This window comes from Rhodococcus sp. 114MFTsu3.1, from assembly GCF_000383555.1.
GTDB classification, from domain to species: Bacteria; Actinomycetota; Actinomycetes; order Mycobacteriales; family Mycobacteriaceae; genus Rhodococcoides; species Rhodococcoides fascians_E.
Map to the genome: position 1 here is coordinate 263349 of NZ_KB911547.1, position 26096 is coordinate 289444.

The following is a 26096-nucleotide window of genomic DNA, read 5'->3' on the forward strand; positions in this document are numbered from 1 at the left end:
CATGCGCATGTCCGCTGCCGTGTCGCGGGGACCGAACACTCCGTTCACGCTCGAGCAGGTGAACATCGACAATCCGCGCCCGGACGAGATACTGGTGCGTGTCGCCGCAACCGGACTGTGCCACACGGACCTGTTCACCAGAGCAGCGACGCCCGCGAAGTCCGGGCCCGCGATCCTCGGCCACGAGGGCGCGGGAGTGGTCGTGGAGGTCGGGCGCGAGATCGAGGGTGTTGCACCGGGCGATCACGTCGTGCTGACCTACCGGCATTGTGCTCGGTGCGACCAGTGTCTACGGGGCAACCCCGCTTACTGCCTGCGTTCGTACTCCCTCAACCGCCTCGGGCCGAGGCCGGACGGCACCCATGTGGTGACGTCGGACGGAGCTGGAGTGAACACCCGGTTCTTCGGTCAGTCGAGTTTCGCCGAGTACGCGATCGCGCATGCAGACAACGTGGTGGTGGTGGACCGCACTCTGGACTTGAATGTGATCGCTCCGCTGGGGTGTGGATTTCAAACCGGCGCCGGTGCGATTCTCAATGTCCTTCGACCCGAATCGGATTCGTCGGTCGTGGTGTTCGGTGCAGGCAGCGTCGGATTCTCGGCGATGCTCGCGGCGAAATCGGCCGGTGTCCAGGCGATCGTCGCGGTGGATCCAAACGACACCCGTCGTGATCTTGCGCGGTCGTTCGGTTTCGAGGCAGTCGATTCCGCTGCCGGAAACGTCGTGGAACAGGTGCGCGACGTCACCGGAGGCGGCGCGACGCACGGGCTCGACACCACCGGCATTCCCGCCGTCGTACTCACCGCTCTGTCGACCCTGCGAGCTCGCGGGGACCTCGTCGTTCTCGGACTCGGTGACCGCGAGCTGACCATCGACGTTCAGGATCTGATGCTGAGCGGCAAGAGCATCAGAGGGTGCATCGAAGGCGACTCGGTCGCGAGGGAGTTCATCCCACAGCTGACCGACCTGTACGCCCGTGGCGACTTCCCGGTGGATCGCCTCACGACCGAGTACCCCTTCTCGGACCTGGAACGCGCGATCGCCGATCAGCGTGCGGGCTCCGTGGTCAAACCCGTGCTCGTGTGGTGACGAGCCCTGACCGTCGCCAGCGCAAGGAGCCCGGCCACCGCGAGCACCATCACGAAGAACGCAGGTGACAGGATGTTTCCGGTCCTTTCGACCAACCACACCGCGACGAACGGGGCTGTGCCACCGGCGATGATGACTCCCAAGTTCCATCCCATCGCGACTCCGGTGTAACGCGAGCGCTTGTCGAAGAACTGCGGAATGATCGTGTAGACACCCACCTGCGTGGCCGTGCTGTTGAGCATGATGACGACGAACGCGAGTGTCGCGACGACGATGCCGTGGTGCATCAGACCCATCATCGGATAGGTCAGCGCCACGAATCCGACGAAACCGATGGTCATCAGCCTGACGGTGCCGATCCGGTCTCCCAGTACACCAGCGAGAGGCATTGCCAGAGCGGCGATTCCGATCGCGAGTGTTGCAACCCAGAACACCGAGGTGGAGTCGTAACCGAGTTGCTTGGTGAGGTGGATGGCCATGTAGGTCAGTCCGATGTACGCGGTTCCGTTCACTGCAGCACTCAAGGCCGTTGCCTGAGCAAGTGCGCGAGGCTGTTTCAGGAACACTGCGCTGAGCGGGGCGCTCGACTCGTGGGCGTCGGAGGCTCCGGACGCCGACTTGCCCAGCCCTCCGTCTGCATCGTGCGTCTCCTCGACGCGGGTGCGGATCCACAGGCAGAAGACCGTCAATGGAAGGGCAAGCAGGAACGGGACTCTCCACCCCCAGCTGTCCATCGATGCGTCCGTCGTCAGCGCCGACACTGCGCCCGCGACGGCAGCTGCCAGTGCGAACCCGCCGGTCGATCCCATCGGGGTGAACGCGCCGTACGTGGCCTTCAGATGCGAGGGCGCCGATTCCGAGATGAAGGTGGCCGATCCTCCGACCTCACCACCTGCCGAGAATCCCTGCAGCAAGCGTACGAGGACGAGCAGAACCGTCGCCCAGACGCCGATCTGCGCGGGCGTGGGCAGAAGGCCCATCGCTGTGCTGCCGACTCCCATGCACACGAGAGTCGCCATCAATGCTTTCTTACGTCCCAACCGGTCACCGACATGGCCGAACACGATGCCGCCCAGCGGCCGGACCAGGTACGCGGTCCCGAAGACCGCCAAGGCGGACAGCAGCGACACGACAGGCTCGTCGCTCGGGAAGTAGATCGGCGCGATCACCACCGCCAGGTAGCCGTACAGGCTGAAGTCGTAGTACTCGATCAGCGTGCCCACGCCACCGGCCAGCGCGGCGCGGCGGGCGGTTCTCCGCTTGGCCGGCGTCCACGAGTCGGCGGTCGTCGAGCTGAGATTCTGTGCGGTCATGTGTATCGACTTTCTCGTCATGAGTGTGACCTGCGTCATTCGGAATGATGGGCACCGAACGATCGATTGTCAACTACTGAACACTATATTTCCGCGTTCAAGTGCACAGATAGCGTTCTGTCGACTCAGGTCGAGAAACTTGACAAGCGATCGCTCGGCCCCAACGATGGTGAGAAATCGATCACTGCACGACGATCGCAGGACCTAGGACGAGGCGGAACAGTGAAGCAGCTCGACGACACCCTCCGAACCGACGATCGCCCGTGGACCGACCTGTATCCGAGCACGGTCACGCCTGACGCGGCGTCGGCTTTCCCGACCCTGCTGGATGCGTGGAACGCACACGTGTCGGCGACGCCCGACGGTCCTTCGGTGCACTACTTCGGTGCCACCCTCACGTTCGGGGAGATCGACGCCGCTGCCGACGCGCTCGCGCAGACGGTGCACGATGCAGGCGTAGCACCGAAGGATCGCATCGCGGTGTACCTGCAGAACGATCCGCACTGGCTCGTCGCAGTCCTCGCCGCCTGGAAGATCGGTGCGATTCCAGTGGCCGTCAACCCGATGCTGCGGGCAGGTGAGCTGGAACATCACCTCGTCGACAGCGGCGCTACCGCGCTGATCTGCCTCGACAGCCTGTACACCGAGTCCGTCGCCCCGATTCGGGAGAGGACGGCACTCGACATCGTCGTCACCACGCATCCGCTGGACATGACCCCCGACGCGTCGGTGCCTGCGTCGTTGCGTGCACACATCCCTGCGCCACAGTCGTTCTCGGACACCATCGCATGGACAACAGCGGTCACCGGACGCGGTGCGCCGTCCACCCACCCGGCTGGTGCCGACGACATCGGCATTCTCACCTACACGTCGGGCACGACGGGCCGTTCCAAGGGAGCGATGAACCTGCACGGTTCGCTCGTGCACAATTCCACGGTCTACACCCAGTGGTGGGACCTGCGCGCAGATCGTGACGTGATCATCGGTGTCGCCCCCGTATTCCATATCACCGGCATCGTCGCGTGCCTCGGGATTCACATCGTCAGCGGTGCGCCCCTAGTTCTTCTGCACCGCTTCGACGCCGAGGAGACCCTCCGGGCGATCGATGAGTGGCGCGGCACGTTCATGATCGGGGCGAGCACCTTGTTCATCGCCCTCAGCAATCATCCGGCGAAGGACGAATTGGCCCTCGGTTCGCTCACCAAGACCCCGTCCGGAGGGGCACCCGTGTCGCCCGCGCTCGTGGATCGCGTCCGAGAGGCGACGGGGTGGGTGTTGCGCGGCGCGTACGGAATGACCGAGACGACGTCGCCGACACACCTCGGGCCGCCCGAGACCGATCCGCCGGTCGATCCCGACAGCGGCGCGCTGTCCGTGGGAATCCCGGTGCCGGAGGCGAACGTTCGTATCGTCGACCTGAGCGACGGACATGACCTCGGGCCCGGCGAGGTCGGGGAAATCGTCGTGTCGGGCCCCATGGTGGTGCCGGGTTACTGGCAGATGCCGGAGGAATCCGCTCACGCGATTCGCGACGGGTGGCTGCACACCGGCGACGTCGGCAAGGTCACCGAGGACGGCTGGCTCTTCGTCGTGGACCGGCTGAAGGACATGATCAACGCAGGCGGCTACAAGGTGTTTCCCCGCGACGTCGAAGACGTGCTGTACCAGCATCCGGCGGTGCGCGAAGCTTCCGTCGTCGGAGTCCCCGACGACTATCGCGGCGAGACCGTGAAGGCGTTCGTCTCGCTGACGGCGGGGGCGTCGGTGACACCCGAGGAGCTCATCGAATTCTGCAAGACCCGAATGGCAGCCTACAAGTACCCCAGGGAACTGGTTGTGCTGGAGGAACTTCCGAAGACCACGAGCGGAAAGTTGCTCCGCCGCGAACTTCGGAACTCCTGACGGCGCTGCTCGAAACCTTCGAAAGGGACTGGTAATGGACACCACGACGGTGGACGAGCTGGACGTGGTTGCAGTGCGCGAGTGGTTGGCCCGCGTGGAGTCCTCGCCCGTGAACGAGCTGACCGCTCGCCTCATCGCCGGGGGGCGTTCCAATCCCACCTACGAACTGGGTGATGGCAGCAGAAACTGGATTCTGCGTCGCCCTCCTCGGGGACACGTCCTTCCGACCGCCCACGACATGGGCCGAGAGTATCGAGCGCTGACGGCGCTGAGAGACAGCGCAGTACCCGTGCCGAGAACCGTCGGACTCTGCGAGGACACGACGGTGATCGGTACGACCTTCTACGTGATGGACAAGCTCGACGGCGTCACTCTCCGCACCCAGGAGGACACTGCGACACTCAGCGAGTCGCAGCGCCGCACGCTCGCGGAGTCGATGTCCACCGTGCTCGCTGATCTGCACTCCATCGACCCCGCCGCGGTGGGCCTGGCGAACTGGGGCAAGCCCGACGGGTTCCTCGAGCGGCAACTCGCCCGCTGGCTTCGGCAGTGGGACGCATCCGCGACCTCGGAACGGCCCGAGGTCGCCGAACTGCACCGCCGACTACGCTCAGGCCTTCCGCCGCGGAGCTATCCGGGAATCGTGCACGGCGACTTCAAGATCGACAACATGATGGTCGACCGTTCCGATCCGACGAAGATTCTGGGTGTGCTCGACTGGGAGATGTCCACGCTCGGAGACACCCTCACGGACCTCGGAATACTGTGCTCGTTCTGGGACCATGCCGGTGAGTTCCACAATCCGATCACCGCAGGTGCCACCGCACTGCCCGGTTTTCCCACCCGCGACGAGATGGTGCAGCGGTACCTCACGACACGCGGTATCGACGTGCCCGACATCGACTGGTACCTCGTGTTCGCCGACTTCAAGATTGCGGTCATTCTCGAAGGCATCCACGCGCGTCACGCCCAGGGTCACACCGACGGCGAGGATTTCTCACGCGTCGGCGACATGGTCGGGCCGCTGCTCGGCCGCGCGCTCGATCGCGCATCTGCTTCCTCAGTCACCGGCCTTGCCGGCTGAACAGTCAAAGGACATCGCCATGACGCACGCCGTGAACACTTCCGCCATGCCCGCTGCCGTCGACGTCGCATCTCTGGATCTTCGTCCGTCCGAGACCGCGCTGCGTTTGCGCGAGAGCTTGGTCGAGTTCATGCACACGCACGTCTTTCCCGCCGAGGCCGAGTACGAGCGCTACCGCGCCTCGGTGGGCCCCGAGGACAGCTCGCTTCCTCCCGTCGTCGAGACGTTGAAGAAGGAAGCGCGCGCACGCGGTCTCTGGAACTTGTTCCTCCCCGCCTATTCCGGGATCAGCCAGCTCGACTACGCAGGACTCGCCGAAATCACCGGGTGGAGTTTGCATCTGGCGCCCGAGGCCACCAACGGCCAGGCTCCGGACACCGGCAACATGGAATTGCTTCATCTGTTCGGCACGGAGGAGCAGCAGCGGACGTGGCTGGAGCCGTTGAAGGAAGGTGAGATTCGGTCCGCGTTCTCCATGACCGAGGTCGAGGTTGCAAGCTCCGACGCCACCAATATCCAGACCCGAATCGTCCGCGACGGCGACCACTACGTGATCAACGGCCGGAAGTGGTGGACCAGCGGTGCAGCCGACCCGCGGTGCCGGTTGCTCGTCGTCATGGGCAAGACCGACCCCGACGCTCCGACGCATCGTCAACAGTCGATGGTGCTCGTACCGATCGATACTCCGGGTGTGACCGTCGTACGCGATGTTCCGGTGTTCGGCCGGCTGGATCAGCACGGGCACTGCGAGGTGGTCTACGACGACGTCCAAGTACCCGTCGCCAACATTCTCGGCGAGGAGGGCGCCGGTTTCGCGATCGCGCAGGCACGCCTGGGCCCCGGCCGTATCCACCACTGCATGCGCGCACTCGGTGCTTCCGAGCGAGCACTGTCGTTGATGGTGTCGCGGGCGCAGTCCCGCGTCGCGTTCGGCAAGCCGCTCGCGGAACAGGGTGTGGTGCAGGCCCAGATCGCCGAGTCGCGCATCGCGATCGATCAAGCACGCCTGCTGTGTCAGTACGCATCGAAGATCACCGACGTGCACGGCAACAAAGCCGCGGCACCGTACGTCTCGGCCGCCAAGGTGTCGGTCCCCCGGGTGGCGCTCGACGTCATCGACCGCGCCATCCAGGTTCACGGCGGCGCAGGCGTCAGCGACGACGTGCCACTCGCCGCGATGTACGGCTGGCATCGGGCCATGCGCATCTTCGACGGCCCGGACGAAGTCCACGTGCGCACCATCGCGAAGTCCGAACTGCGCCGTCATGCGCGGTGAGCAGCGCGACCTCGGACGCTACGTAGTCGTTTCACCTGGAATTTGCACTCGGGGAGTGTGGACGTATCGATAGCATTTCGGTCATGCAGTCGCAGGTGGAGCACACGCGGTCGTGGCAGGACGTGTTGTCCGCCGAGCACATGCGTCGAATTCTCGAAGTCCTGGAAGTGGCGCGGTCGTCGGCAGGTGGGACTCGATACAAGGAAGCCTTGGTGGATGCCATCGCGACGGTGTTCGACGTCCGCGACGTGACGTTCTTCTTCGGCACGACCTATCCGACGGTGTTCGCGGATCCCGCTCCTCTGCTCACCGGTGCCGCCGAGCCGTTGCTGCGTGAGTATCAGGAAAGGTGGCGGGACAAGGACGTGTTCGCGCTCCCCCGGGCACGACGCGTACTCACCGACGACGGCTTCGCGACGCTCGACGATCTGGCGAGACTTCCCGTGCCTCAACGTTCCTACGTCGAGGATTACCTTGCGCCGCACGGGATGGGCACGGCGTCGGCGATTCATCTGCGGTTCGCCGACGGTGAGGCGTTGGTGGGCATGTTCGACCGTGAACGGTACTGGGATCGGAGCGACATCACCGCGATGAAGTTCCTGGCCGGTCATCTGCGTGCGAGTGCGAGGTCCGTCGCCATCGGAGAAGCGCCCCCCGAGGCGGATCCGTTCGTCGGGCTCAGTCCGCGGCAGTGGGATGTCGCGGAGCTGATCGGCGACGGTCTGACCAATGCAGAGATCGCGCTCGAGCTGAACCTGACGGAGATGACGGTCAAGAAGTACGTCAGCCGCATCTTCGACACGACCGGTTTCCGCAATCGCGCTGCTCTCGCGGCGTCGGTGTCTCGGCGGGTCAGCCTGTAACTGTCCTCTTTCGAGGACTGTTTCACGCTGTGGCGTGGGTCATACGGTGATCGTGACAATGTTGCCCGTCACACCTGGAGATGACATGACGCGCCTGAAGTTCGGAACGTTCCTCGCCCCGATCCACACCCCCGGTCAGAATCCGACGCTGCTTCTGCAGCGCGATCTCGAACTCGTGGAGTACTTGGAGAAACTGGGGTACGACGAGGCATGGTTCGGCGAGCACCACTCGGCGGGCGCCGAGATCTATGCCTCTCCCGAGATCATGATCGCCGCGGCGGGTGAGCGTACGAGCCGCATCAAGCTGGGCACCGGCGTCACGTCCGTGAGCTACCACAACCCACTGTGGGCGGCCGAGCGGATGGTGATGCTCGATCACCTCACGCACGGCCGCGTCCTGTTCGGGCTCGGACCGGGCTCGCTTCCCACCGACGCCGCGATGCTCGGCCTGTCCCAGATCGACACGAGGGAACTGCTCGCCGAGAACGCCGACATCATCATGCGTCTGCTGCGCGGAGAGACCGTCACCGCCAAGACTCGCACCCATGAACTGTTCGACGCCAAGATCCAGATGGCGCCGTACTCCGACCCACTGTTCGACGTCGTCGTGGCGGCCATCGCGTCGCCCACCGGCGCTCGTCTGGCCGGGAAGCACGGCATCGGATTACTCTCCATCGCAGCGACTCTGACGCCCGACGGGTTCAGCGCGCTGCAGCATCACTGGGGGATGCTCGAAGAATTCGCCGAGCAGGCAGGCCGCGCCGACGAGGTGGATCGTTCGACGTGGCGTCTCGTCGGACCGTTCCACATCGCCGAGACCGTCGAGCAGGCCTACGAGGACGTCGAACACGGAATCGAATACTGGTTCAACTACCTTCAGCATGTTGCTGCGTTCCCGCAGATGGATGTTCGCGGTACCAACAAGAAGGAAATGATCGACTTCATCAACACCTCCGGCATCGGCGTCATCGGTACCGCCGAGCAGGCCCGCGCTCAGGTACAGCGCCTTATCGATCAGTCGGGCGGTTTCGGGACTCTGCTGGTCCAGGGCCACGACTGGGCGAATCCACAGGCCACCAAGCGTTCCTACGAACTGTTCGCCCAGGACGTCATGCCGTATTTCCAGGGCCAGGCGCAGCCGATGCTCGACGCCGCCGAGCGTGCGCAGGCCGTCCGAGAAGGGCAGGCCGACGAGCACCGCAAGGCCGTCGACCACATGACCAAGAAGTACAACGCAGAACTCGGGCGGTGATCGGACATGGCATCGGTGTCTGTGCGCCAGGAGTACTCGCAGTCCGCGGAATCGGTGTGGGCCGTGGTCGGTGACCCGGCCGGCGCCGCGAACTGGATTCCGTCACTGGACACGTCGAGGCTCGACGGCGAGGTACGACACGTCGTCTTCACCGACGGTAATCCCGCCCGGGAGCGGATCGTGTCCCACGACGACGACTCCCGTACGTACACCTACGAATACATCGACGGGCCACTTCCGCTCGCGAAGTACACCTCCACCATCCGCGTCGACGCCACCGCGAACGGATCCGTCGTCTCGTGGGACGCCGAGTTCACCGCTGCCGGTGACGATCCGGCTGCCCTCGAATCGCAGCTCGAGACCGGAATCGGCGAGATCTACCAGGGCGCACTCGACGAAGTCGCTCGCGTGGCCGCACCGTGAGCAAATCGTTGACGAATTTGTTCGAGAAGGTCACGGTGATGCACTCGGCCGATCACTGGGCAGATGCTCACCGCGACCTGACCGACATCTTCGGCCCGGCCTCGTTCTCCGACGGCGCTGCGTGGGCGGTGTTTCCCGGACTCAGTCTGTCCGACGAGCAGGGGCCTTCGTGGTCCCTGCTCGCCAAGACCGGCGATCTCGACGCCGTCGCACGGGAGGCGGCACGTCTGGGGTGGGCGGTCGGCGAACCCACGGTCGGCGGGCACGAGGCGCGCCTTCCGTTGACCACGCCGGCGGGCCTCACCGTCGTCGCATATTCCTCTACCAGCCAGGGACTCTCATGAACGACACCGCTGTCGACCCCACCCACTTCCGCACGGTGCTCGGCGAATTCAGCACCGGGGTGGTGGTCGTGACCTCGCTCGAGTCCGAGAACACTCCCATCGGGCTGGCCGTCGGATCGTTCGCTTCGGTGTCGCTGGACCCACCACTGGTGGCGTTCTTCGTCGCGCACACCTCCACGACATTCCCGAGAATCGCTGCTACAGGACGATTCTGCGCGAACATCCTGTCCCACGATCAAGTCGATGTGTGCCGGGCGTTCTCCCGTTCCGGAGGCGACAAGTTCGACGGAGTCGCATGGGAACCGTCGCCGAGTGGAAGTCCCGTTCTCGACGGGGTGCACGGATGGATCGACTGCACGATCACATCGGTGCAGCGGCTGGGCGATCATGATCTGGTGGTCGGAGAGGTTCACCAGCTCGACGCAGCGGTCGGTGATCGCTCGCCGTTGGTGTTCTACCGCTCCGGGTTTCACGCGCTGCGCTGATTCGGTACGACCACCCCTCGGTGATGCACGACCGTGTGCACCACCGAGGGTCTCGGTCAGCCGACCTTCATTTCACCCATCTCGCCCCAGCCGGTGGCGCCGATGGTTTCGCTGATGATCTTCGGAGTGGAGGCGAGTCCCTTCGGCAGTTCTTCGACGGCCTTCTTGAAGTGATCGCTGTTCACGTGCGCTCCACCTGCGTCACCGTCGCGGAATGCCTCGACGAGGACGTAGACGTTCGGCTCTTCCAGGCTGCGTGACCATTCGAACCACAGATTGCCTTCCTCGGCGCGTGTTGCTGCGGTGAACTCGGCCACGTGCTCCGGCCAGCGCTCGGTCCAATCGGGCTTGGTCTCGAACTTGACGACGATGAAGATCATGAAAGCTCCTATGCGTTGACGAGGTCAGGGGGTGAGGATCGCACGGCCGCGGATGGCACCGGCATCGAGATCGTCGATGGCACTTTGGAAGTCGTCGAGCGTGTACTTCGCGGTGTGCAACACCACCGATCCCCGAGCAGCCAAGGCCATCAGGTCGCACAGGTCGTTGTAGGACCCCACCAGGTTACCGATGATGTTGATCTCGGAGGACACGATGTCGATGGTGGGGACGTCGATGTTCTCGCCGTATCCGACGACGTAGTAGTTGCCGGCGCCGCGCAGCATCGCCACGCCTTCCTTCGTCGCGCCGCCTTCGCCGACGAAGTCGATGACGGCTTCTCCGCCGTTGCCGTTCGTCAGGTCCAGCACCTGCTCGATATGGGTGCCGTCGGCGACGATGCCGTGATCGGCCCCGATAGATGTGGCCAGTCCGACTGCCGCCTGGTTGCGGTCGACGACGACGATCTCCGCGGCCGTCAGCGATTTCAGTACCTGAATACCGATGTGCCCCAGGCCTCCTGCACCGATGACAACCACCTTGTCACGTGGCGTCAGGTGCTTCGACGCCTTGGCTGCCGCGTGATATGCCGTCAGGCCTGCGTCGGCGAGGGCCGCGACGTCGGCGGGTTCGAGAGAGTCGTCGATCTTGACGACGCTTCGCGCGGACGTCTTCAGGTACTCGGCGTATCCACCGTTGGTGTCGATTCCGGGGAACTGATTGAATTCGCAGTGCACGTCGTCCCCGGATCGGCAGGCGCGGCACAGTCCGCACGTGATCAGCGGGTGGACGATCACCTTGTCGCCTTCGGCGACGTTGGTGACGGCGGACCCGACCGCGTGCACCCATCCCGCGTTCTCGTGACCGATCGTGTACGGCAGCTGTACGTTCGATTTCTCTGCCCACTGCCCTTCGAGGATGTGCAGGTCGGTTCGGCACACCCCGGCGCCGCCGATCTTCACGATGACGTCGAAAGGTCCTGTGGGCGTTGGAATCGGGAGCTCCGTCATCTGCAGTTTGTCGTGGTATCCCACAACCTGTACAGCTCTCATCGTGCTCATGTTCTCGTCCTTAACGGGGTTTCAAGCGTTGACAGTGGTGCGATCGGGGTCGTCGTAGCGGGTCCGAAGCAACCCTCGGCAGAAGTGCGCATTGCCGTCGATCGAGATGCGCGTCGACCGTGCACGTCGCAAGGCAAGCGGTACGTCGATCTGGGCATAGTCGTTTCCCTCGTGATCGACCATCACCAGGCTGTCCGGAGTCGTCGGCAGTCCGATGGTGCTTCGTCGCCGCAGCAATGCATGGGTCGTCTCGTCTTCGGGCAGCTCACCCAGCAGAACAGTGCCCATCTCACGCATGTCGCGTGACGGATCCCTCCGCAGAAGCGCCGTCAGGCACCGCTCCATCGCCGCGACGTGGGCCTTCCGCTGAAAGGTCGTCCGGAGCTCTTCCAGATCGTCCTCGGCTTCGTGGGCGAACGTACCGCGATAGCCCGCATCGGCGGCGAGACCGGCGTTGATGATCGCCGAATCATGGTGATCGTCGAGTTCGACGGTGACCTGCGCGGTCCACTCGAGCGTCGTCAGAACGTCTTTCGCATCCGAGGCCATCAGATACGCGAAGTTGGGCGCGCAGAACGACGTCGGAAGCCGCAAGTGCACCACTACGTCACCCTCGCCCGACACGGTGACGGACTGTACGAAATCGAGATCGGTGATGGGCTGGTCGAGCTCGGGATCGACGACCGCCCCGAGTGCCTCCAGCGCCGCAGCTTCTCTGATGTCCGGCACGGCTACGCACCCACCAGATGCTCGTCGGCGGCTTGTTCTGCGCCGCGGGGTCCAGTCTCCGTCTCATCGGCGTCGGCTAGACGGAGATCCTCCGGGACCGGAATGTCGTACATCTTCGCGGCGTTCAGGCCGAGGATCTTCTTCTTCTGGTCCAGGGTGATCTGCGGATACTCGCTCAACTCGTCGGGGATCTGGAATTCGACGAATGCCTCGATCAGCCACCTCGGGGTCCACAAGGCGTAGTCGGAGGAGAACTGGATGCGATCTTCGCCGAGCCAGTACAGAAGTTCTCCGATGATCTGAGCGAAGTACTTCGGCCTGGTGTGCATGAAGGGCATGGCGACGGCGAGTCCGGCATGCACGTTCGGTTCCTGGGTCGCGATCCAGCAGAAGTCCTCCAGCCGCGGAAGCCCGCAGTGTTCGACGACGAAGTTCAGATCGGTGAAGTCGGTCGCGATGTGGTCGACATCGGCGACATCGAAGGCGTCGCGGTCGAGCGGCCTGATCGTCGGACCTTTGTGGACGTGGATGTTGGTGATTCCGAGTTCACGGCACACCTCGAGGTAGCGGCGCGTCCAGTCGTCGTCGAGCTTGTATCCGCGGGAATCACCGTTCCACTCGGCGGTGTAGAGCTTCACGCCTTTGAGGCCGAATCGCTCGGCATCGGCCCGTAGCTGATCGAGACCCGCCTCGCCGTTGCGAGGATCGAAATTGTGGTTGTACGTCAAGATGTCGGAATGCTTCTGGGTCAGCGCCCACGCTTCCTCGGTCTGGCCGAATCCGTTCACGTAGAACTCGCCCAGATGAGCCGGCTGAAAGATCGCGTGGTCGACGTAACCGTCGATGAACAGGTCTTTGATCAGGCGTTCACCGCCCTGGTAGAGGTACTCGTCGTACGTCCAGAGCTCGGATTCCGGTGACAGGTTGCGGTGGTAGTCGTAGAAGCAGTCGATGAACTGCTTGCCGTGGATGTTGCGCTGGTTCTCCTTGCGCGCATCCCACAACGCCACGTGCGCGTCGACGATGAAGAAGCTGTCGTCACCCTTTTTGTACATGTCGATCCCTTCCGTCGTGTGACTGGCGCCACAGTTCGTAGTTCGACGGTAGGTCCGCTCGCCCCGGCTGCCGAGGCCCTGGCTGTCTCAATCTGAGACGTCGCATCGTCATTCTGTTATGTAATCTGGATCACATGCATCGGAGACGGTGCGCACTCCCGACCACGAGGACTTCGGTGATCGACGACCACCCCGCCCTGAACCGCCGCGACGACGTACCAGGCACCCTGGTGCCCGGTCGTCTACGTGCGTCGTGGTTGCGTAGTGAGCGGTACGGCATCTCGATCGACGCCGTGGAGCCGGTGTTCGCGGGCACCGAACCGCCGGAGTCCCTGTTCCACGAGTGCGGCAACGAGGTACTCGCCGATCTGCACCGAACGTTGTCCAGCGAACCCGTCGGCATGATGCTGACGGACGCCGACGGTGTTGTCCTGAGCAGGGTCAGCGGCGACCACTCTCTGCTGCGTGCACTCGACGCAGTGCATCTTGCTCCCGGCTTCGGTTACTCCGAGCGGGAGGTGGGCACCAACGGCCTCGGTCTGGCGCTCGCGGACATCGCACCCACCCTCGTCAGAGCCGAGCAGCACTACTCGCACAGTCTGACCGGTTTCACCTGTGCCGCTGCACCGGTCGTCGACCCTGCCACGGGCAGGCTGGAAGGCGCAGTGAACCTGACGACGTGGGCGCGAACGTCGAGTGATCTGCTGCTGACGCTCGCCAGGTCGGCGGCCAGCACCATCCGCACGTCGATGCTGGCACGCGGTTCGGGGAACACGCCGCGTCCGACGACGCGGCGCGGCCTCTTCAGGATCGTGCACGCCGCGGGCCGCGCCGTCGCAGATCTCGGTTCCGAGTGGACCACGGCAGTGGCCGAGGCACGATCCGCGATGGACGACGGCATGGCCGTCGCCGCGATCGGCAGTGCGAGCAGCGGACGTTCGACGCTGCTCGAACAATCCGCTCGAGCAGCGTTTCCTCGGCACCGCATCCTCATCGCATCCGCGCCGGAACCGAACGATCTGCAGACCTGGCTCGACCTGTGGTCGTTCGAAGCCGGTCGACCGGACACCGCAATCGTCGTCCGGGACGTCGACGCCCTGCCCGCATACGCCGCCGAGCATCTCGACGGCCTGCTGTTCGCATCCGACATACTGCGCATGCCTGTTTCGATGACGGCCGAACGGCTCGAGTCGGTGCCGACGGCTCTCCGCAGGCGCGTCCGATCGGTCGTCTCCGTCGCGGCCCTTCAGGACCGTCCCGACGACGTCCTCCCCCTCGCCCGGCACTTCGCCCGCGAGATGCGCGGCCGCGACGTCCAGTTCACGGACGCAGCGGAACGCGCTTTACGCAACTACGACTGGCCGCACGACGTCGCCGAACTGAAGTCGACGATCACTCGGGCGGTCGGGCGTTCCGATGTGGTCGACACACACGTACTACCCACCGAAATCCTGGCCGGCCCCACCCGTCGACTGTCCAGCATCGAGGCCTTCGAGCGCGGCGAAATCGTGCGCCTTCTCTCCACCGGCCCGATGACGATGCAGCACGCCGCCGAACGCCTCGGAATGAGCAGGGCAACTCTGTATCGCAAAATTGCCTACTACAAAATCGACATGAAGAGTTCTCGCTGATCGGCATTCGTTGTCGCCGCGAGTCAGAACCCGATGGGCAGTCCGGCGTAGTTCTCCGCCAAGCCGGTGGCGCCGGCTTCGCTCGACGCCACCCAGCGCAGCTGGGACAGCTGAAGTTGAGCGTCGAACGGATCTGCGCTGGTGTGCAGCATCGTGGTCATCCACCACGAAAAGTGGGTGCAGCGCCAGACTCTGCGTAAAGCGTTGTCGCTGTACTCCGCTGCTGCCTCTTCGTTGTTCCTACGCACCAGTGCCACGAGGGCCGGTGCGAGCAGTGCGACGTCGGCGACGGCAAGGTTGAGGCCTTTGGCACCGGTCGGTGGGACGATGTGCGCCGCATCGCCGGCGAGGAAGAGGTTGCCGTGCCGCATCGGAGTCTGAACGTAGCTACGCATCGGCAGCACGCTCTTCTCCGTGATCGGACCCGGCGTCAGCTCCCACCCGTTCTGGCCGTGACCGAGCCTGGCGGCCAACGAATCCCATATCCGATCGTCGGACCAGGTGTTCACATCGGTTCCATTGGGAACCTGCAGGTACAACCGGCTGACGGTGTCCGAGCGCATCGAGTGCATCGCAAATCCGTCCTGGTGCCAGGCGTAGATCAGTTCGTCGGTCGACGGGGCGACGTCGGCCAGGACACCGAGCCACGAGTACGGATACGTCCGTTCCCAGGTCTGCCGAACCCGGCCCGGCATTGCCGCGCGACTCGGGCCGAACGACCCGTCGCATCCGGCGATCACTGCGACGTCGACGCGCACCTCCGCGCCGGAAGCATCGGTGAACGTGACGTAGGGAGAGTCGGATTCGATGTCGTGCAGTGCAGTGTCTGACACCTCGTAGTAGATCTGCTGACCCGCTGCTTCGCGGGCCGCGACCAGATCCTTCGTCACCTCGGTCTGGCCGTACACCCAGACGCTACGGCCCACGAGATCGGTGAAGTCGATGTGGTGACGCTCCTCCGGCCACTGAAGATAGATGCCCCGATGTTCCTGGCCTTCGGCGTGCAACCGAGCGCCGAGGCCGATGTCGTCGAGCAGCTGAACCGTCGAGTGCTCGAGAATTCCGGCGCGAATACGCGAGAGCACGTACTCCTGACTCCGCGTCTCGACGATGATGGACTCCACGCCCTGCTCGGCGAGCAAGTGGGACAAGAGCAGACCGGCCGGGCCTGCGCCGATGATGGCTACCTCCATACGCATACCGTTCAGTAGACAACGTGCTCGGCACCGCAACAAGTAGCCCCCTCACTGCTCACCGAGTCGATACAGCGTGGCGTCGATGGCGTCCACGGCGACGACGATGGTGGATATCGCGGCCGCGTCGGCGCCTGCGTCGGAAAGTCCCTCGTGCACAACTTCGCTCAATCGCATGGCTTCCGGCAGGTGTTTGCCGAGCATGCGCGAGTAAGGACTGTGGTGACGCGCGGGGTCGTGACCCAGTTCGTCCAACGCGTCGGCGACGGTGTCGAGTAGGTCCGCGACATCGTCGCGCAGTCCGTCACTCGAGTCCTCGGACCTGCTCGACAGCCCTTCCACTCCGACAACCACGGCTGCCAGCGAAATCAGCGTTCGATCGAGTGTGCTCGCCGCGGGCCGATAGATACGATCGCCGCCGACCCGGCTCCACGCGCGGCGTCGCACATTGCCCCGCAAGCTGTCTCTGCCTCGATCGAGCGCTGCCGTGACACCGGAGGCTTTGAACAACTCCCACAGCTCGGTCCGACGTTCCCGATGCACCTGAGTCCCGTCCCGCACCGCGCGGGCCAGGTTACGCAGCAGCTCGGCCTGGCCTCTGGATCGTACGACGATGAGGTCACGTGCCTCGGAGAGGAATTCGGGGGGCACCACGACGGCGTTGACAGCAAGCCCGACGACGGCACCGAGCGCGACGTCCCCGATGCGGTAGAGCACCATCACCTCGTCGGTCGCAGTTCCGTACAGCAGCACCAGGAGCGCGGTGATGGCCACCCACATACCATCCGGCGCAAACACTTTCATTCTGCCGACGACCGTCCCGACGGCAACCGCCGCAGCCAGAGCCGGCACCACCGGCGCTACGCTGCCCGCTATGGCTGCAATCGCGACGCCGACGGTGACGACGGCGACTTGACGAAGGGCCGCAGTCCCACTCGCACGCACGGTCACACCGATCATGAACAGCGCGGTGTACGGCGCGAGGAAGCTCTGCGGACTACCGATGACGCGATCGGCCAACCACCACGCGGCCATCGCTGCAATCGTCGACTTCGTGGCCGCGACGATCCACGGCCGCCCTATGGAACGGAAAATTGCTGTACCCGACACATTCGGGTGCTACCCCGCTACGCGGGACCCCGAAACTCCGCCGCCCATGCCTGCGCAGACGGCGACCCGTCGGCGAGTTCGGTCTCGATCGTTCGCACGAAGCTGCGCGAGTTCTCGTCGTGCATCGCGCGCAGGACAGCGTCCGGATCGCCGGCGACAACGAGATCGAACAACCGTCGGTGCCGTTCCGCTCGTTCGACGAGAGTCTCCTCGGCTGCCCGGGCCGAGCGGTTCATGCTCATGCACAACTGCAGCTGGATGGACAACGAACGATAGGACTCTTCCAGTCGACGATGATCTGCGAGCGCCACCAGCGCGGCGTGGAACCGGTAGGAATCCTCGACGGCCACGTCTTCTCGACCCGAGGCCGCGTGCGACGTCATGAGTTCGAGCGTCTCGCGCAACGCCGCGAGTGCGGACTCCGACTTCACCGGTACACCCAGACGTACAGCCATCGCCTCCAAATTCTCTCGCAGAGTGACGATTTCGTAGACGTCCTGCATCGTGAGGGGAGTCACCACCGCACCCACGCGCGGAGTCTGGACCAGCAACCCCTCCTGCTCGAGGATGCGCATTGCTTCCCTGAGCGGTGGCCGACTGACTCCGAGCTCGCCCGTCAACCTGTTCTCGACGACGCGATCGCCCGGACGCAGCTCGCCGCGGAGAATCTTCGACCGCAGTGCGTCCGCAGCCAGAGCGGTGAGGCTGGGCGGGTCAGTAATGAGTCTGCCTGCACGTGGGAGTGGTTTGCTCATATCAGCCGTTACGGTACCGCCCACATGACGCGACGCCGTTCTGCCCTAATAATTAGGTTAACCTCTTGTTGTCTACAATAGCCCGGAGGTTGACCGATGATTGCACTGTCCACCGGACGCGGACGGCTCGAACCAGGTTTCGAGTTCGCGGCCGCCGCGGGCGTCTCGGCTTTGGAACTCGCGTGCCAAGAGCCGGAGAACAGGCCGGGCTCGTTCGACGACACGCGTATCGCGACCGTCCGTGGACTCGTCGAGCACTTCGGAATGACGTGCGTGGTGCACTCCGCGTCCGCGGTCAACTGCGCGGAGACCGATCCGACGGTCCGGCCCGCCGTCGTCGCGCATTTGCTCGAGTACGTCGATCTCACCGATCGCCTCGGCCTCGACACTCTGATCGTTCATGCGGGCTATCACTTCGGACTCGGTCTCGACGAACCGCTCGACGCCCTCGCGCGAACTCTCGGTGAGGTCGCGGTCCGGGCGCACGACCGTGGTATCACGATGGTTCTCGAGAACATGAACGTTCTTCCCGTCGAGGCCGAGATTCGCTACCTCGGATGCACGGCCGCGGAGGTTCTGGCAATTCTCGATTCCGTCGATTCACCGGCACTCGAGGCGTGCCTCGATGTGGGCCACGCCCATCTGCTCCCGGGTGGAGTGTCCGAGTTCGTCGAGGTACTCGGACCACGCATCGCCTATGTACAACTCACCGACAACGACGGGGTCGTGGACGATCACCTGGCGCTCGGACGAGGAACCCTGGATGTCGCGGCTACATTCGACGTCCTCGGCCGAGCCGGATACGACGGATTGATCGGCATCGAACTGCACGACCCCACCGACCGAATGGACAGCCTCCGATACCTACGGTCGATCGGACTGACCTGACCACAGCAACCTCCCGGCAAACGGACCCGAACTATCGAAAGACGTCCCGACCACCAACTTTCCGACCGGAAGGTCGGTTCCAGTTGGACTCTGGATCGCCAACTTCGACCATCATGGGCGCTATGCTGGCCGGGACCTGTCCCTACTCGACCCGAGGCACTGACCTATGAGCGTGTTGACGCGTCGATCCGGTGTGGAGCCGCAGCGCTCGACTGCGCGGTTCGACACGCGCACGGCGATGGTGATCGCCAGCGCTACCGGCGCGCTGCCTCTGCTCGCCATCGCGATGATCTCGCCCACGTTCCTCAAGCCCGGAGCGTTCCCTCTTCTGTGCGCGATCGTGGGCTTCACGGCACTCACCGTGGTGTTCGCACTGAAGATCGGCCGCCTGACCGACCTGCAATTCGCGATACTCGGCAGTGGCGGCATGGTCGGAGTCGCGATCTCCGCCTATCTCATCGCCGATCCGTCGGGCACACGCGCAGTCACGTCGATGTTGGCAGTCGTTCCCGCCATCGCCGCTGCTGGGTCGCCGCCGAAGATCACCGCCGCCGTCACCGCTGGATCCGTAATTCTCGCGACGTGGCTGTCGTCGATCACACTGTCCGATTCCGGACTGGCCGTCACCGTCGTCGCCGTCGGTGCAGCGGCAACCACTGTCCTGGTGCCCGTCGTGCTGATCGCGGCATTGCGTCGCTCGCTCCTAGCGGTCAACGGACGCTTGAGTGTGCTGGCCAACACCGACCCGCTCACCCGCTTGCTGAACCGACGGGGAATGTTGTCCCAGGTCGAGGCCCTCCTGGACAAGGCGTGCATCAGCCGCGGCAGGTTGTGGGCGTACGTGGTGGACATCGACCACTTCAAGTCCGTCAACGACACGCTCGGTCACGCGGCCGGAGACCGAGTGCTCGTCACCATCGCCGAAGCGCTCCGCCACGCAACCGCTCGAACCGGATCGCAGGAAGCAATCGTCTCGCGCATCGGCGGCGAAGAATTTCTGATCCTCACCGAACTTCAGCCACGCACTCCACTCGAGAACGCAATCCTGGACAGTGTTCGCGCGGAATGCGAGGTCACCGTCAGCGTGGGCTCGGTGACGGTGGACGTCCGAGCTGCGCTCGATCCCCGGCTCAACTTCGGTGCCGCGAGTGAGAGTTCGCACGTCGAGCACGTCGTCGACACCATCATGCACGCCGCGGACAACGCGCTGTACGACGCGAAGTCCAGCGGGCGTGACCAGTCCGCGCATGCAGGTGCTGTCCTGGTCACCTGGGAAGCGCACACTCCCGAACAACGAAGTGACCTGGCAGCCGAGGTCGCGCGGCGCGCGATGCCGTGAGAAGAACGTCCTCAGGCCACGGCCGAAGACGAGCTGGAACCGCACAGAGCGTGCGCGTCCCGAACCATGTCCTCCCACACCGCGGGCTGAGCCTCGCGCGAGAACGTCTCGCGGTCCCACCACATCAGCCGAGTCCGGTACTGATCGCTGGGGTACGCCGCCGCAGGCACGTCGACGTCGATACGACCACCCGACGACTCCCACTGACGGAGAACGTGGTCGGCGGCGCTGGCGAACAAGTAGCGACTTCCGGTCAGCTCGATGGTCGGCAGTGCCGTACGCGCCAACAGGGCCGAGACCTCGCGACCCGGGCTTCCCTTGCCCACCCAGGCGCTCTTCATCTCCACGATGCCGTAGGGCAACCGCGCTCGGAGTTGCCCGGTGACCACGTCGAGTCCGGGCGAGTTCTCCCACTCGACGAGGACATGCGACTGTTCGACGAGGGTGTACGGTCCCTGCGCGCGCACTCCCCCGAGCATCTCTCCGGACGAGTCGAGAACCACGTAGAAGAGAGTGGTCGTCGCACCGGACGCGACCTCGTCGATGTCCAGCGCCCGGGTCACCCCGTGCCGCGAGTACGACGACCAGGCACCGTCGACGTATCGATCCCACAGTTCGGGTGCGGCCGCGGGTGTTGCGACCACGAGTTCCATCGTGCCATCTGTCGTCACGCTCGATCGCGGTCCGAAGGACGATCCGAGCAGGCTGTTCACCGAGGTGAGGCGAGGCCTGATGCCGCGGATGTCCCGGCCCTTGTACTGAACGGCCGAGTGGTGGACGGCCGAAGTGCGCGCTGATCCTGAGGTGTGTGCAACCACGTCTTGACTCCTTGAGAACGGTCCAGATCCCCGAATGGAACCGGACGAGGGCACTGCCGGACGGCAGTCCACTCATTCTTCCTGGTAGTTGGGGTCGTTTGCCCAGCTAGCCACTCCGATGACCTGCAGAAAGCCCGCAGGTGATGAGATCGCACACACGCGAGCAGGCCGCTTTCCAGATTTGCGGTTGAATCTTTGTGTCAGGTCACGACCACCACCGATGCCGCTCGCCACAGCGTCCGGGGCAGTGTTCCGCTACCTTGACGGCAGCGGCACGACTTCCGGCCGCATCGGACTAAGCAGCGAAGAACGAGGGTGACGTGGCAGAGCACGTTGTGTTGAATGTGGCCGAGACGGACGACCGCGAACTGTACGACGAGATTGCCGCGCGAAGCGGAATCCATGTCTTCGACACCACTGGCACACAACGTGAATCGCTCCGCGAGCTTCGTCCGGCACCGGCGGCGGACGTGCTCGAGGAACCTCTGCGGTGGGTGCACTACCCGTGGCGCCACGCGCTGCTTCGGGTCCTCGGTCCCGCTGCATTTCGGTTGCTCCGGTTGGATCGGAACCGAAACAAGATCACCGCGTCGGAGCAGAACGCCCTGTCCGATCTGCGCGTAGGCGTGGTCGGGCTGAGCGTCGGACACGCCGTCGCGCACACTCTGGCCATCGAAGGCCTGTGCGGTGAACTACGTCTCGCGGACTTCGACGAGCTCGACCTGTCCAACCTCAACCGAGTCCCGGCGTCGCTCTTCGATCTGGACGTCAACAAGAGTGTCGTCGCATCCCGTCGAATCGCAGAGCTCGACCCGTACCTGTCGGTGGTCGAGTTCCAGGACGGGTTGACGCCCGAGACGATCGACTCGTTTCTGGACGGTCTCGACATCGTCATCGACGAATGCGATTCACTCGACGCGAAATTGACGCTTCGCGAGAACGCACGCCGCCGGGGCATACCGGTGATCATGGAGACCAGCGACGGCGGAATACTCGACGTCGAGAGGTTCGACGTGGAGCCGGATCGTCCCCTGCTGCACGGGCTGCTGGGCGACCTCGACGCCTCGGCGCTCCGCGACATCACACCGGCGCAGAAGGCGCCGCTGGCGGCACGAATTCTCGATCCCGCCAAGCTCACTCCGCGGATGCTCGCATCGGTGCCGGAGATCGGCAAGACGTTGTCGACGTGGCCTCAGCTCGGCAGCGACGTCGCGCTCGGTGGAGCATCCGTCGCGGCCGTCGTCCGATCCTTCGGCCTCGGAAACCCACCGAGCTCGGGCCGAGTCCGCATCAACCTCGATGCGCACATCGCGGCGATCGAGGACCTACGCACCGAAGCGTGAGAGCGCGCCCCTCAGCTGTGCCAGTCCACAGCGGTGAACGGCGCCTCGGTGGTGATTCGGCCTGCGATGCCCGCGTGAGCGAACTCCTTGGCCACGGACACTGCGTCGGCGACGTCGGTGCCCTTGGCGAGTTCCGCGGTGATCGCGGCGGCGAACACACATCCCGCGCCGGACACCCGCTCGTTACCGATCTTCGGCGCGCGTAGCACCGTGACGTCGGTTCCGTCGAAGAACACGTCGACGGCTTCGTCACCGGGCAGACCGGCGCCGCCCTTGACCGCGACGTAGCGCGGGCCGAGATCGGCGATGCGCCGGGCTGCCTCCGCGAGGTCGTCGACCGTCTCGAGCGACTCCATGCCGGACAGCGTCTGCGCTTCGAAGAGGTTGGGGGTGACGACGGTCGCGAGTGGAAGTATGTCGCTGCGCAGCGCATTGTCGGTGTCCAGGGCGGCGCCAGGCTCCTGCCCCTTGCAGATCAGAACCGGGTCGACGACGACGTGCCGCCACGGCTGCTGCCTGAGCGAGGTCGCGACGGTCTCCACGGTTTCCGGAGTTCCGAGCATCCCGATCTTGACGACGTCGAGAGCGTGCGCGGACGTGGCTGCCTCGATCTGGTCGGCGATGACCTGGCCGGCGATCGGGACGAATCGGTGACCCCAGCCCGACTTGGGGTCGAACGACACGATGCATGTGATGGTGCCGACGCCGTAGACACCCAGTTTCTCGAACGTCTTGAGGTCGGCCTGCAAGCCGGCACCTCCGGTCCCTTCCGAGCCTGCGATGACGTACGCGATCTTCGACATGCGGCCATTATTGCGGAGTACCCGATGCCCACTCGAATCGGACGCTGCCCTCGTGGTCACCGTCTTCCTTTTGTCCGATTCGATACAGTCGATGCAATGAACGACGCGTACCTTGCCGCAACCAGCACCGAACTCGGCGGAATCGCCGGGTGGGCAGTCGGCCTGATGGAGACCATCGGCGGACCGGGGGCAGGCATCGCCGTCGCCGCCGAGAACTTCTTTCCACCGTTGCCCAGTGAGATCATTCTTCCGCTGGCCGGCTTCACCGCGTCGCGCGGCGGAATGTCGCTCGCCGAAGCCTTGTTCTGGACCACCGCGGGATCCGTCGTCGGCGCACTGGTCCTGTACTGGCTCGGTATGAAACTGGGCCGGGATCGGATGTACGCGATCGTCGACCGAATCCCGTTCGTCGACACCGGCGACCTCGCCAAGGCCGAGGACTGGTTCACTCGGCACGGCCGCTCGGCGGTGTTCTTCGGCCGGATGATCCCCGTCGTCAGATCCGGCATCTCCATACCGGCTGGCGTGTCACGAATGCCGCTGGCCCAGTTCACCCTGTACACGACGCTCGGAAGCCTGCTCTGGAACTCGATCTTCGTCCTCGCCGGATTCTTCCTCGGTGAGAACTGGCACTATGTCGAGACCTACGCGTCGATCTTCCAGTACGTCGCAATCGGCGCCGCAGTCCTCCTCGTCGGATGGTTCGTGACGAAGAAGATCCGGGCACGTAAGTCCACCGAGCAGTCGACCGGTTCGGGCACCGATCGACCCGAGGGATGAGCGCTCAGTCCAGCAGCTCGGCGGTGCGCAGCGCCGCGCGCACGTCCTCGTGATGCCACTCGTCGAGTTCGACGAGCGGGAGGCGAATACCGCCGGCCATCAGACCCATCTCCGCCAGCGCCCACTTGACCGGGATCGGGTTGGGCTCGGCGAACAGGGCGCTGTGCAGACCCGCGAGCATCGCGTCGATCTCCGACGCCGACTCGGCGTCACCTGCGAGCGCGGCAGCACACATCCGGGCCATCGCCGCCGGTGCGACGTTGGCGGTCACGGAGATGTTGCCGTGGAATCCTGCGAGCATGCTGGCGCGGGCGGTGCCGTCGTCACCGGAGTACAGCGCGAAATCGTCCAACTCGAGCGCGACGAGATCGCGGACCCGGTCCAGGTCACCGGCGGCTTCCTTCAAACCCACGATGTTCGGGATCTCGGCGAGCCGCGCGACGGTGGACGGCAGCATGTCGCACCCCGTACGAGACGGCACGTTGTAGAGGTACTGCGGGATGTCCACGGCCTCGGCGATCGCGCGGAAGTGCCGGTACAGGCCTTCCTGCGGCGGCTTGACGTAGTAAGGCGTCACCAGCAGGGCACCGTCGGCACCCGCGGCGAGCGCGGACTTGGTCAGGTGGATGGCCTCGGACGTCGAGTTCGCGCCGGTACCGGCGATGACGGGCACCCGGCCTGCCACGACGCCGATTGTCCGCCTGATCACCTCGGTGTGCTCGGACACCGACAGCGTCGATGCCTCGCCGCTGGTGCCGACGGACACGATCGCGGACGTGCCTTCCGCCACCTGCCGTTCCACCAGTGCGTCGAGCGCGGAGAAGTCGACTTCGCCCGAGGTCTTCATCGGGGTGACAATTGCAACGACGCTGCCGGTGATCACGCTTCTGACGCCTTCCGTCATGTGTTCGAATTCCGCTCGGAATCGTAGACGAACGTGGTGAATAGCCGAGAACAGGCACAGTGATGGGTCGTCTACGGTTAGGTGTGGAATCTCCGATCTCGATCTATCTCCGCACTGTGCTCGACGAGTGTCGCGGGTCCGACGGCGGATCCATCCCGCAGGGCAATGCGGAACTGGCACGGGCGGACACAGATTTGTTCGGTATCGCGCTCGCCACCGTCGGCGGCTCGGTCTACACCGCGGGCGACGCCGAGTACGAGTTCTCGGTTCAGTCCATCGCCAAGACCCTCGCATACGCGTTGGCCCTCGACGACCGTGGCCGCGACGCGATGGCCGAGGTCGTGGACACCGAACCGTCCGGTGATTCGTTCAACGAGATCTCGCTGGAACCCGAGACGGGCAGGCCGCGCAATGCGTTGATCAATGCGGGCGCGCTCGCGGTTCATTCGATGATCGAAGGTGCGTCCTCCGAAAATCGCGCCGAACGAGTCCGGTTGCTGCACAGTCGGCTTGCCGGCCGCGAGCTGTCCATCGACGCCGCGGTCCACGAAGCCGAGTTGGAGGCCGACGACCGCAACACCGGTATCGCACACCTGTTGAAGGCAGTGGGAGTCCTCGGGGCCGACCCCGCCGAGGTCGTCGACGGTTACGCCCGCCAGTGCGCGATCTCCGTGAACTGCCGCGACCTCGCGACCATCGCGGCGGTCATGGCAAACGGCGGTATCAGCCCGCAGACCGGAGAACGACTGCTCGACACCCAGCACAACCGGCACGTGCTGTCGGTGATGGCGACGTGTGGAATGTACGACGGCACCGGAAGTTGGATCTCCACGGTCGGGATTCCGGCGAAGAGCGGAGTGGCGGGCGCGATCATCGGAGTACTGCCCGGGCAGGTCGGCATCGCTGTCGTGTCACCGAACCTGAACGAGCACGGCAACAGTGTGCGCGGAGTGGCCGTGTTCGAACGGCTGTCGAAGGATCTCGAACTGCACATGATGCACGTCTCTCCGACCGGTGACTCTGCTGTCCGAACCACTGCCGACGGCGAAAACGAGGCGACCGTCGAGTTGCAGGGTGACCTCCGCTTCGCCGGAGCGGAGTCGATACTGGTCGCACTCTCTCGGACGACAGCGCGAGCATTGGTGCTCGACTTCGAACACGTCCGGGCAATCGACGACGCCGCCCGGTCGCTTCTGCAGCATGCCGTGGATCGACTGCGCGAGGAGAACCGAGACGTGACGATCAGAGATCCGCAGAACCTGATGTCGGCGCCCTGA

26 protein-coding genes are annotated in these 26096 nt (G+C 64.6%); 15 read left to right on the forward strand and 11 right to left on the reverse strand.

Features of this window, described 5'->3' with window-relative positions; translation table 11 throughout:
* Position 1: 1 nt before the first annotated feature.
* Positions 2-1090: an NAD(P)-dependent alcohol dehydrogenase gene (locus H292_RS0109495; protein ID WP_027498709.1), complete on the forward strand. Its 1089-nt coding sequence runs from the start codon at positions 2-4 to the stop codon at positions 1088-1090.
* Here the strand turns inward: H292_RS0109495 and H292_RS0109500 are convergent.
* The gene (locus tag H292_RS0109500) at positions 1048-2403 is read right to left on the reverse strand and encodes an MFS transporter (RefSeq protein ID WP_231383800.1); all 1356 of its coding nucleotides are present in this window, start codon (positions 2401-2403) and stop codon (positions 1048-1050) included. The two genes, H292_RS0109495 and H292_RS0109500, sit on opposite strands and share 43 nt — an antisense overlap.
* Positions 2404-2625: 222 nt before the next feature.
* Between H292_RS0109500 and H292_RS0109505 the strand changes: the two genes are divergently transcribed.
* From H292_RS0109505 to H292_RS0109540, 8 genes are all read left to right on the forward strand, one after another.
* Positions 2626-4305, forward strand: coding sequence for an AMP-binding protein (locus tag H292_RS0109505; RefSeq protein WP_020111234.1), 1680 nt, complete (start codon positions 2626-2628; stop codon positions 4303-4305).
* A 34-nt stretch (positions 4306-4339) separates the two neighbouring features.
* Positions 4340-5389 (forward strand): phosphotransferase family protein, encoded by a 1050-nt coding sequence (locus H292_RS0109510; protein ID WP_019663438.1) that lies wholly within the window; start codon positions 4340-4342, stop codon positions 5387-5389.
* Positions 5390-5408: 19 nt separating this feature from the next.
* Complete coding sequence (locus tag H292_RS0109515; protein WP_027498710.1) at positions 5409-6665, forward strand: acyl-CoA dehydrogenase family protein; 1257 nt, start codon at positions 5409-5411, stop codon at positions 6663-6665.
* Between the two features lie 83 nt (positions 6666-6748).
* Positions 6749-7528 (forward strand): helix-turn-helix transcriptional regulator, encoded by a 780-nt coding sequence (locus H292_RS0109520; RefSeq protein WP_020111236.1) that lies wholly within the window; start codon positions 6749-6751, stop codon positions 7526-7528.
* Positions 7529-7613: 85 nt separating this feature from the next.
* Positions 7614-8780: an LLM class flavin-dependent oxidoreductase gene (locus H292_RS0109525; RefSeq protein ID WP_027498711.1), complete on the forward strand. Its 1167-nt coding sequence runs from the start codon at positions 7614-7616 to the stop codon at positions 8778-8780.
* Positions 8781-8786: 6 nt separating this feature from the next.
* Positions 8787-9203 (forward strand): SRPBCC family protein, encoded by a 417-nt coding sequence (locus H292_RS0109530; protein WP_019663434.1) that lies wholly within the window; start codon positions 8787-8789, stop codon positions 9201-9203.
* Entirely contained in the window at positions 9200-9547 is a 348-nt protein-coding gene (locus H292_RS0109535) for a hypothetical protein (protein ID WP_020111238.1), read from the forward strand. The genes H292_RS0109530 and H292_RS0109535 overlap by 4 nt, the downstream gene beginning before the upstream one ends.
* Entirely contained in the window at positions 9544-10032 is a 489-nt protein-coding gene (locus H292_RS0109540) for a flavin reductase family protein (protein WP_020111239.1), read from the forward strand. The genes H292_RS0109535 and H292_RS0109540 overlap by 4 nt, the downstream gene beginning before the upstream one ends.
* A gap of 56 nt (positions 10033-10088) precedes the next feature.
* Here the strand turns inward: H292_RS0109540 and H292_RS0109545 are convergent, their stop codons facing one another.
* Genes H292_RS0109545 through H292_RS0109560 form a run of 4 tightly spaced genes read right to left on the reverse strand, consistent with a single transcriptional unit; the run spans position 10089 to position 13255 of the window.
* Positions 10089-10412: a putative quinol monooxygenase gene (locus H292_RS0109545; protein WP_019663431.1), complete on the reverse strand. Its 324-nt coding sequence runs from the start codon at positions 10410-10412 to the stop codon at positions 10089-10091.
* Positions 10413-10436: 24 nt separating this feature from the next.
* Complete coding sequence (locus H292_RS0109550; RefSeq protein ID WP_026347489.1) at positions 10437-11462, reverse strand: NAD(P)-dependent alcohol dehydrogenase; 1026 nt, start codon at positions 11460-11462, stop codon at positions 10437-10439.
* A gap of 30 nt (positions 11463-11492) precedes the next feature.
* Positions 11493-12200, reverse strand: coding sequence for an iron-sulfur cluster assembly protein (locus H292_RS0109555; RefSeq protein WP_019663429.1), 708 nt, complete (start codon positions 12198-12200; stop codon positions 11493-11495).
* Positions 12201-12202: 2 nt separating this feature from the next.
* Positions 12203-13255, reverse strand: coding sequence for an amidohydrolase family protein (locus tag H292_RS0109560; protein ID WP_020111240.1), 1053 nt, complete (start codon positions 13253-13255; stop codon positions 12203-12205).
* A 176-nt stretch (positions 13256-13431) separates the two neighbouring features.
* Between H292_RS0109560 and H292_RS0109565 the strand changes: the two genes are divergently transcribed.
* Complete coding sequence (locus tag H292_RS0109565) at positions 13432-14886, forward strand: GAF domain-containing protein (RefSeq protein WP_020111241.1); 1455 nt, start codon at positions 13432-13434, stop codon at positions 14884-14886.
* 23 nt (positions 14887-14909) lie between these two features.
* On the opposite strand, the gene H292_RS0109570 is transcribed toward H292_RS0109565, so the two are convergent.
* The 3 genes from H292_RS0109570 to H292_RS0109580 are packed head-to-tail and all read right to left on the reverse strand — an operon-like array spanning position 14910 to position 17944.
* Positions 14910-16085: a 4-hydroxybenzoate 3-monooxygenase gene (locus H292_RS0109570; protein WP_027498712.1), complete on the reverse strand. Its 1176-nt coding sequence runs from the start codon at positions 16083-16085 to the stop codon at positions 14910-14912.
* A 45-nt stretch (positions 16086-16130) separates the two neighbouring features.
* Positions 16131-17189 (reverse strand): FUSC family protein, encoded by a 1059-nt coding sequence (locus H292_RS0109575; protein WP_231383801.1) that lies wholly within the window; start codon positions 17187-17189, stop codon positions 16131-16133.
* Between the two features lie 17 nt (positions 17190-17206).
* A complete protein-coding gene (locus H292_RS0109580) occupies positions 17207-17944 on the reverse strand; it encodes a GntR family transcriptional regulator (RefSeq protein WP_020111244.1) in 738 nt (245 codons plus the stop codon).
* Positions 17945-18040: 96 nt separating this feature from the next.
* Here H292_RS0109580 and H292_RS0109585 point away from each other — a divergent pair, with 96 nt between their 5' ends.
* Entirely contained in the window at positions 18041-18832 is a 792-nt protein-coding gene (locus H292_RS0109585; RefSeq protein WP_019663423.1) for a sugar phosphate isomerase/epimerase family protein, read from the forward strand.
* 166 nt (positions 18833-18998) lie between these two features.
* On the forward strand, positions 18999-20171 hold the full coding sequence (locus H292_RS0109590) for a GGDEF domain-containing protein (RefSeq protein ID WP_020111245.1): 1173 nt from the start codon (positions 18999-19001) through the stop codon (positions 20169-20171).
* Between the two features lie 11 nt (positions 20172-20182).
* Here H292_RS0109590 and H292_RS0109595 read toward each other — a convergent pair whose 3' ends face one another.
* Entirely contained in the window at positions 20183-20989 is an 807-nt protein-coding gene (locus H292_RS0109595) for a hypothetical protein (protein ID WP_020111246.1), read from the reverse strand.
* 320 nt (positions 20990-21309) lie between these two features.
* On the opposite strand from H292_RS0109595, the gene H292_RS26945 reads away from it, so the two are divergent.
* Entirely contained in the window at positions 21310-22332 is a 1023-nt protein-coding gene (locus H292_RS26945; RefSeq protein ID WP_020111247.1) for an Rv1355c family protein, read from the forward strand.
* A gap of 11 nt (positions 22333-22343) precedes the next feature.
* Here the strand turns inward: H292_RS26945 and thiD are convergent, their stop codons facing one another.
* Positions 22344-23135 (reverse strand): bifunctional hydroxymethylpyrimidine kinase/phosphomethylpyrimidine kinase, encoded by a 792-nt coding sequence (gene thiD, locus H292_RS0109605; RefSeq protein WP_020111248.1) that lies wholly within the window; start codon positions 23133-23135, stop codon positions 22344-22346.
* A 96-nt stretch (positions 23136-23231) separates the two neighbouring features.
* Here thiD and H292_RS0109610 point away from each other — a divergent pair, with 96 nt between their 5' ends.
* Positions 23232-23915: a DedA family protein gene (locus H292_RS0109610; protein ID WP_020111249.1), complete on the forward strand. Its 684-nt coding sequence runs from the start codon at positions 23232-23234 to the stop codon at positions 23913-23915.
* 4 nt (positions 23916-23919) lie between these two features.
* Here H292_RS0109610 and dapA read toward each other — a convergent pair whose 3' ends face one another.
* Positions 23920-24819 carry a 4-hydroxy-tetrahydrodipicolinate synthase gene (gene dapA / locus H292_RS0109615; RefSeq protein WP_020111250.1) on the reverse strand — a complete coding sequence of 300 codons (900 nt, stop codon included), beginning with the start codon at positions 24817-24819 and terminating at the stop codon, positions 23920-23922.
* Positions 24820-24902: 83 nt separating this feature from the next.
* On the opposite strand from dapA, the gene glsA reads away from it, so the two are divergent.
* On the forward strand, positions 24903-26096 hold the full coding sequence (glsA, locus tag H292_RS0109620; RefSeq protein ID WP_020111251.1) for a glutaminase A: 1194 nt from the start codon (positions 24903-24905) through the stop codon (positions 26094-26096).

What these genes read in the sequence shown, in the direction of transcription:
- H292_RS0109495 (WP_027498709.1), top strand. Translation starts at nt 2, where the DNA reads ATGCGCATGTCCGCTGCCGTGTCGCGGGGACCGAACACTCCGTTCACG.
- H292_RS0109500 (WP_231383800.1), bottom strand. Translation starts at nt 2,403, where the DNA reads ATGACCGCACAGAATCTCAGCTCGACGACCGCCGACTCGTGGACGCCG.
- H292_RS0109510 (WP_019663438.1), top strand. Translation starts at nt 4,340, where the DNA reads ATGGACACCACGACGGTGGACGAGCTGGACGTGGTTGCAGTGCGCGAG.
- H292_RS0109515 (WP_027498710.1), top strand. Translation starts at nt 5,409, where the DNA reads ATGACGCACGCCGTGAACACTTCCGCCATGCCCGCTGCCGTCGACGTC.
- H292_RS0109520 (WP_020111236.1), top strand. Translation starts at nt 6,749, where the DNA reads ATGCAGTCGCAGGTGGAGCACACGCGGTCGTGGCAGGACGTGTTGTCC.
- H292_RS0109525 (WP_027498711.1), top strand. Translation starts at nt 7,614, where the DNA reads ATGACGCGCCTGAAGTTCGGAACGTTCCTCGCCCCGATCCACACCCCC.
- H292_RS0109530 (WP_019663434.1), top strand. Translation starts at nt 8,787, where the DNA reads ATGGCATCGGTGTCTGTGCGCCAGGAGTACTCGCAGTCCGCGGAATCG.
- H292_RS0109540 (WP_020111239.1), top strand. Translation starts at nt 9,544, where the DNA reads ATGAACGACACCGCTGTCGACCCCACCCACTTCCGCACGGTGCTCGGC.
- H292_RS0109545 (WP_019663431.1), bottom strand. Translation starts at nt 10,412, where the DNA reads ATGATCTTCATCGTCGTCAAGTTCGAGACCAAGCCCGATTGGACCGAG.
- H292_RS0109550 (WP_026347489.1), bottom strand. Translation starts at nt 11,462, where the DNA reads ATGAGAGCTGTACAGGTTGTGGGATACCACGACAAACTGCAGATGACG.
- H292_RS0109560 (WP_020111240.1), bottom strand. Translation starts at nt 13,255, where the DNA reads ATGTACAAAAAGGGTGACGACAGCTTCTTCATCGTCGACGCGCACGTG.
- H292_RS0109570 (WP_027498712.1), bottom strand. Translation starts at nt 16,085, where the DNA reads ATGCGTATGGAGGTAGCCATCATCGGCGCAGGCCCGGCCGGTCTGCTC.
- H292_RS0109580 (WP_020111244.1), bottom strand. Translation starts at nt 17,944, where the DNA reads ATGAGCAAACCACTCCCACGTGCAGGCAGACTCATTACTGACCCGCCC.
- H292_RS0109585 (WP_019663423.1), top strand. Translation starts at nt 18,041, where the DNA reads ATGATTGCACTGTCCACCGGACGCGGACGGCTCGAACCAGGTTTCGAG.
- H292_RS0109590 (WP_020111245.1), top strand. Translation starts at nt 18,999, where the DNA reads ATGAGCGTGTTGACGCGTCGATCCGGTGTGGAGCCGCAGCGCTCGACT.
- thiD (WP_020111248.1), bottom strand. Translation starts at nt 23,135, where the DNA reads ATGTCGAAGATCGCGTACGTCATCGCAGGCTCGGAAGGGACCGGAGGT.
- H292_RS0109610 (WP_020111249.1), top strand. Translation starts at nt 23,232, where the DNA reads ATGAACGACGCGTACCTTGCCGCAACCAGCACCGAACTCGGCGGAATC.
- dapA (WP_020111250.1), bottom strand. Translation starts at nt 24,819, where the DNA reads ATGACGGAAGGCGTCAGAAGCGTGATCACCGGCAGCGTCGTTGCAATT.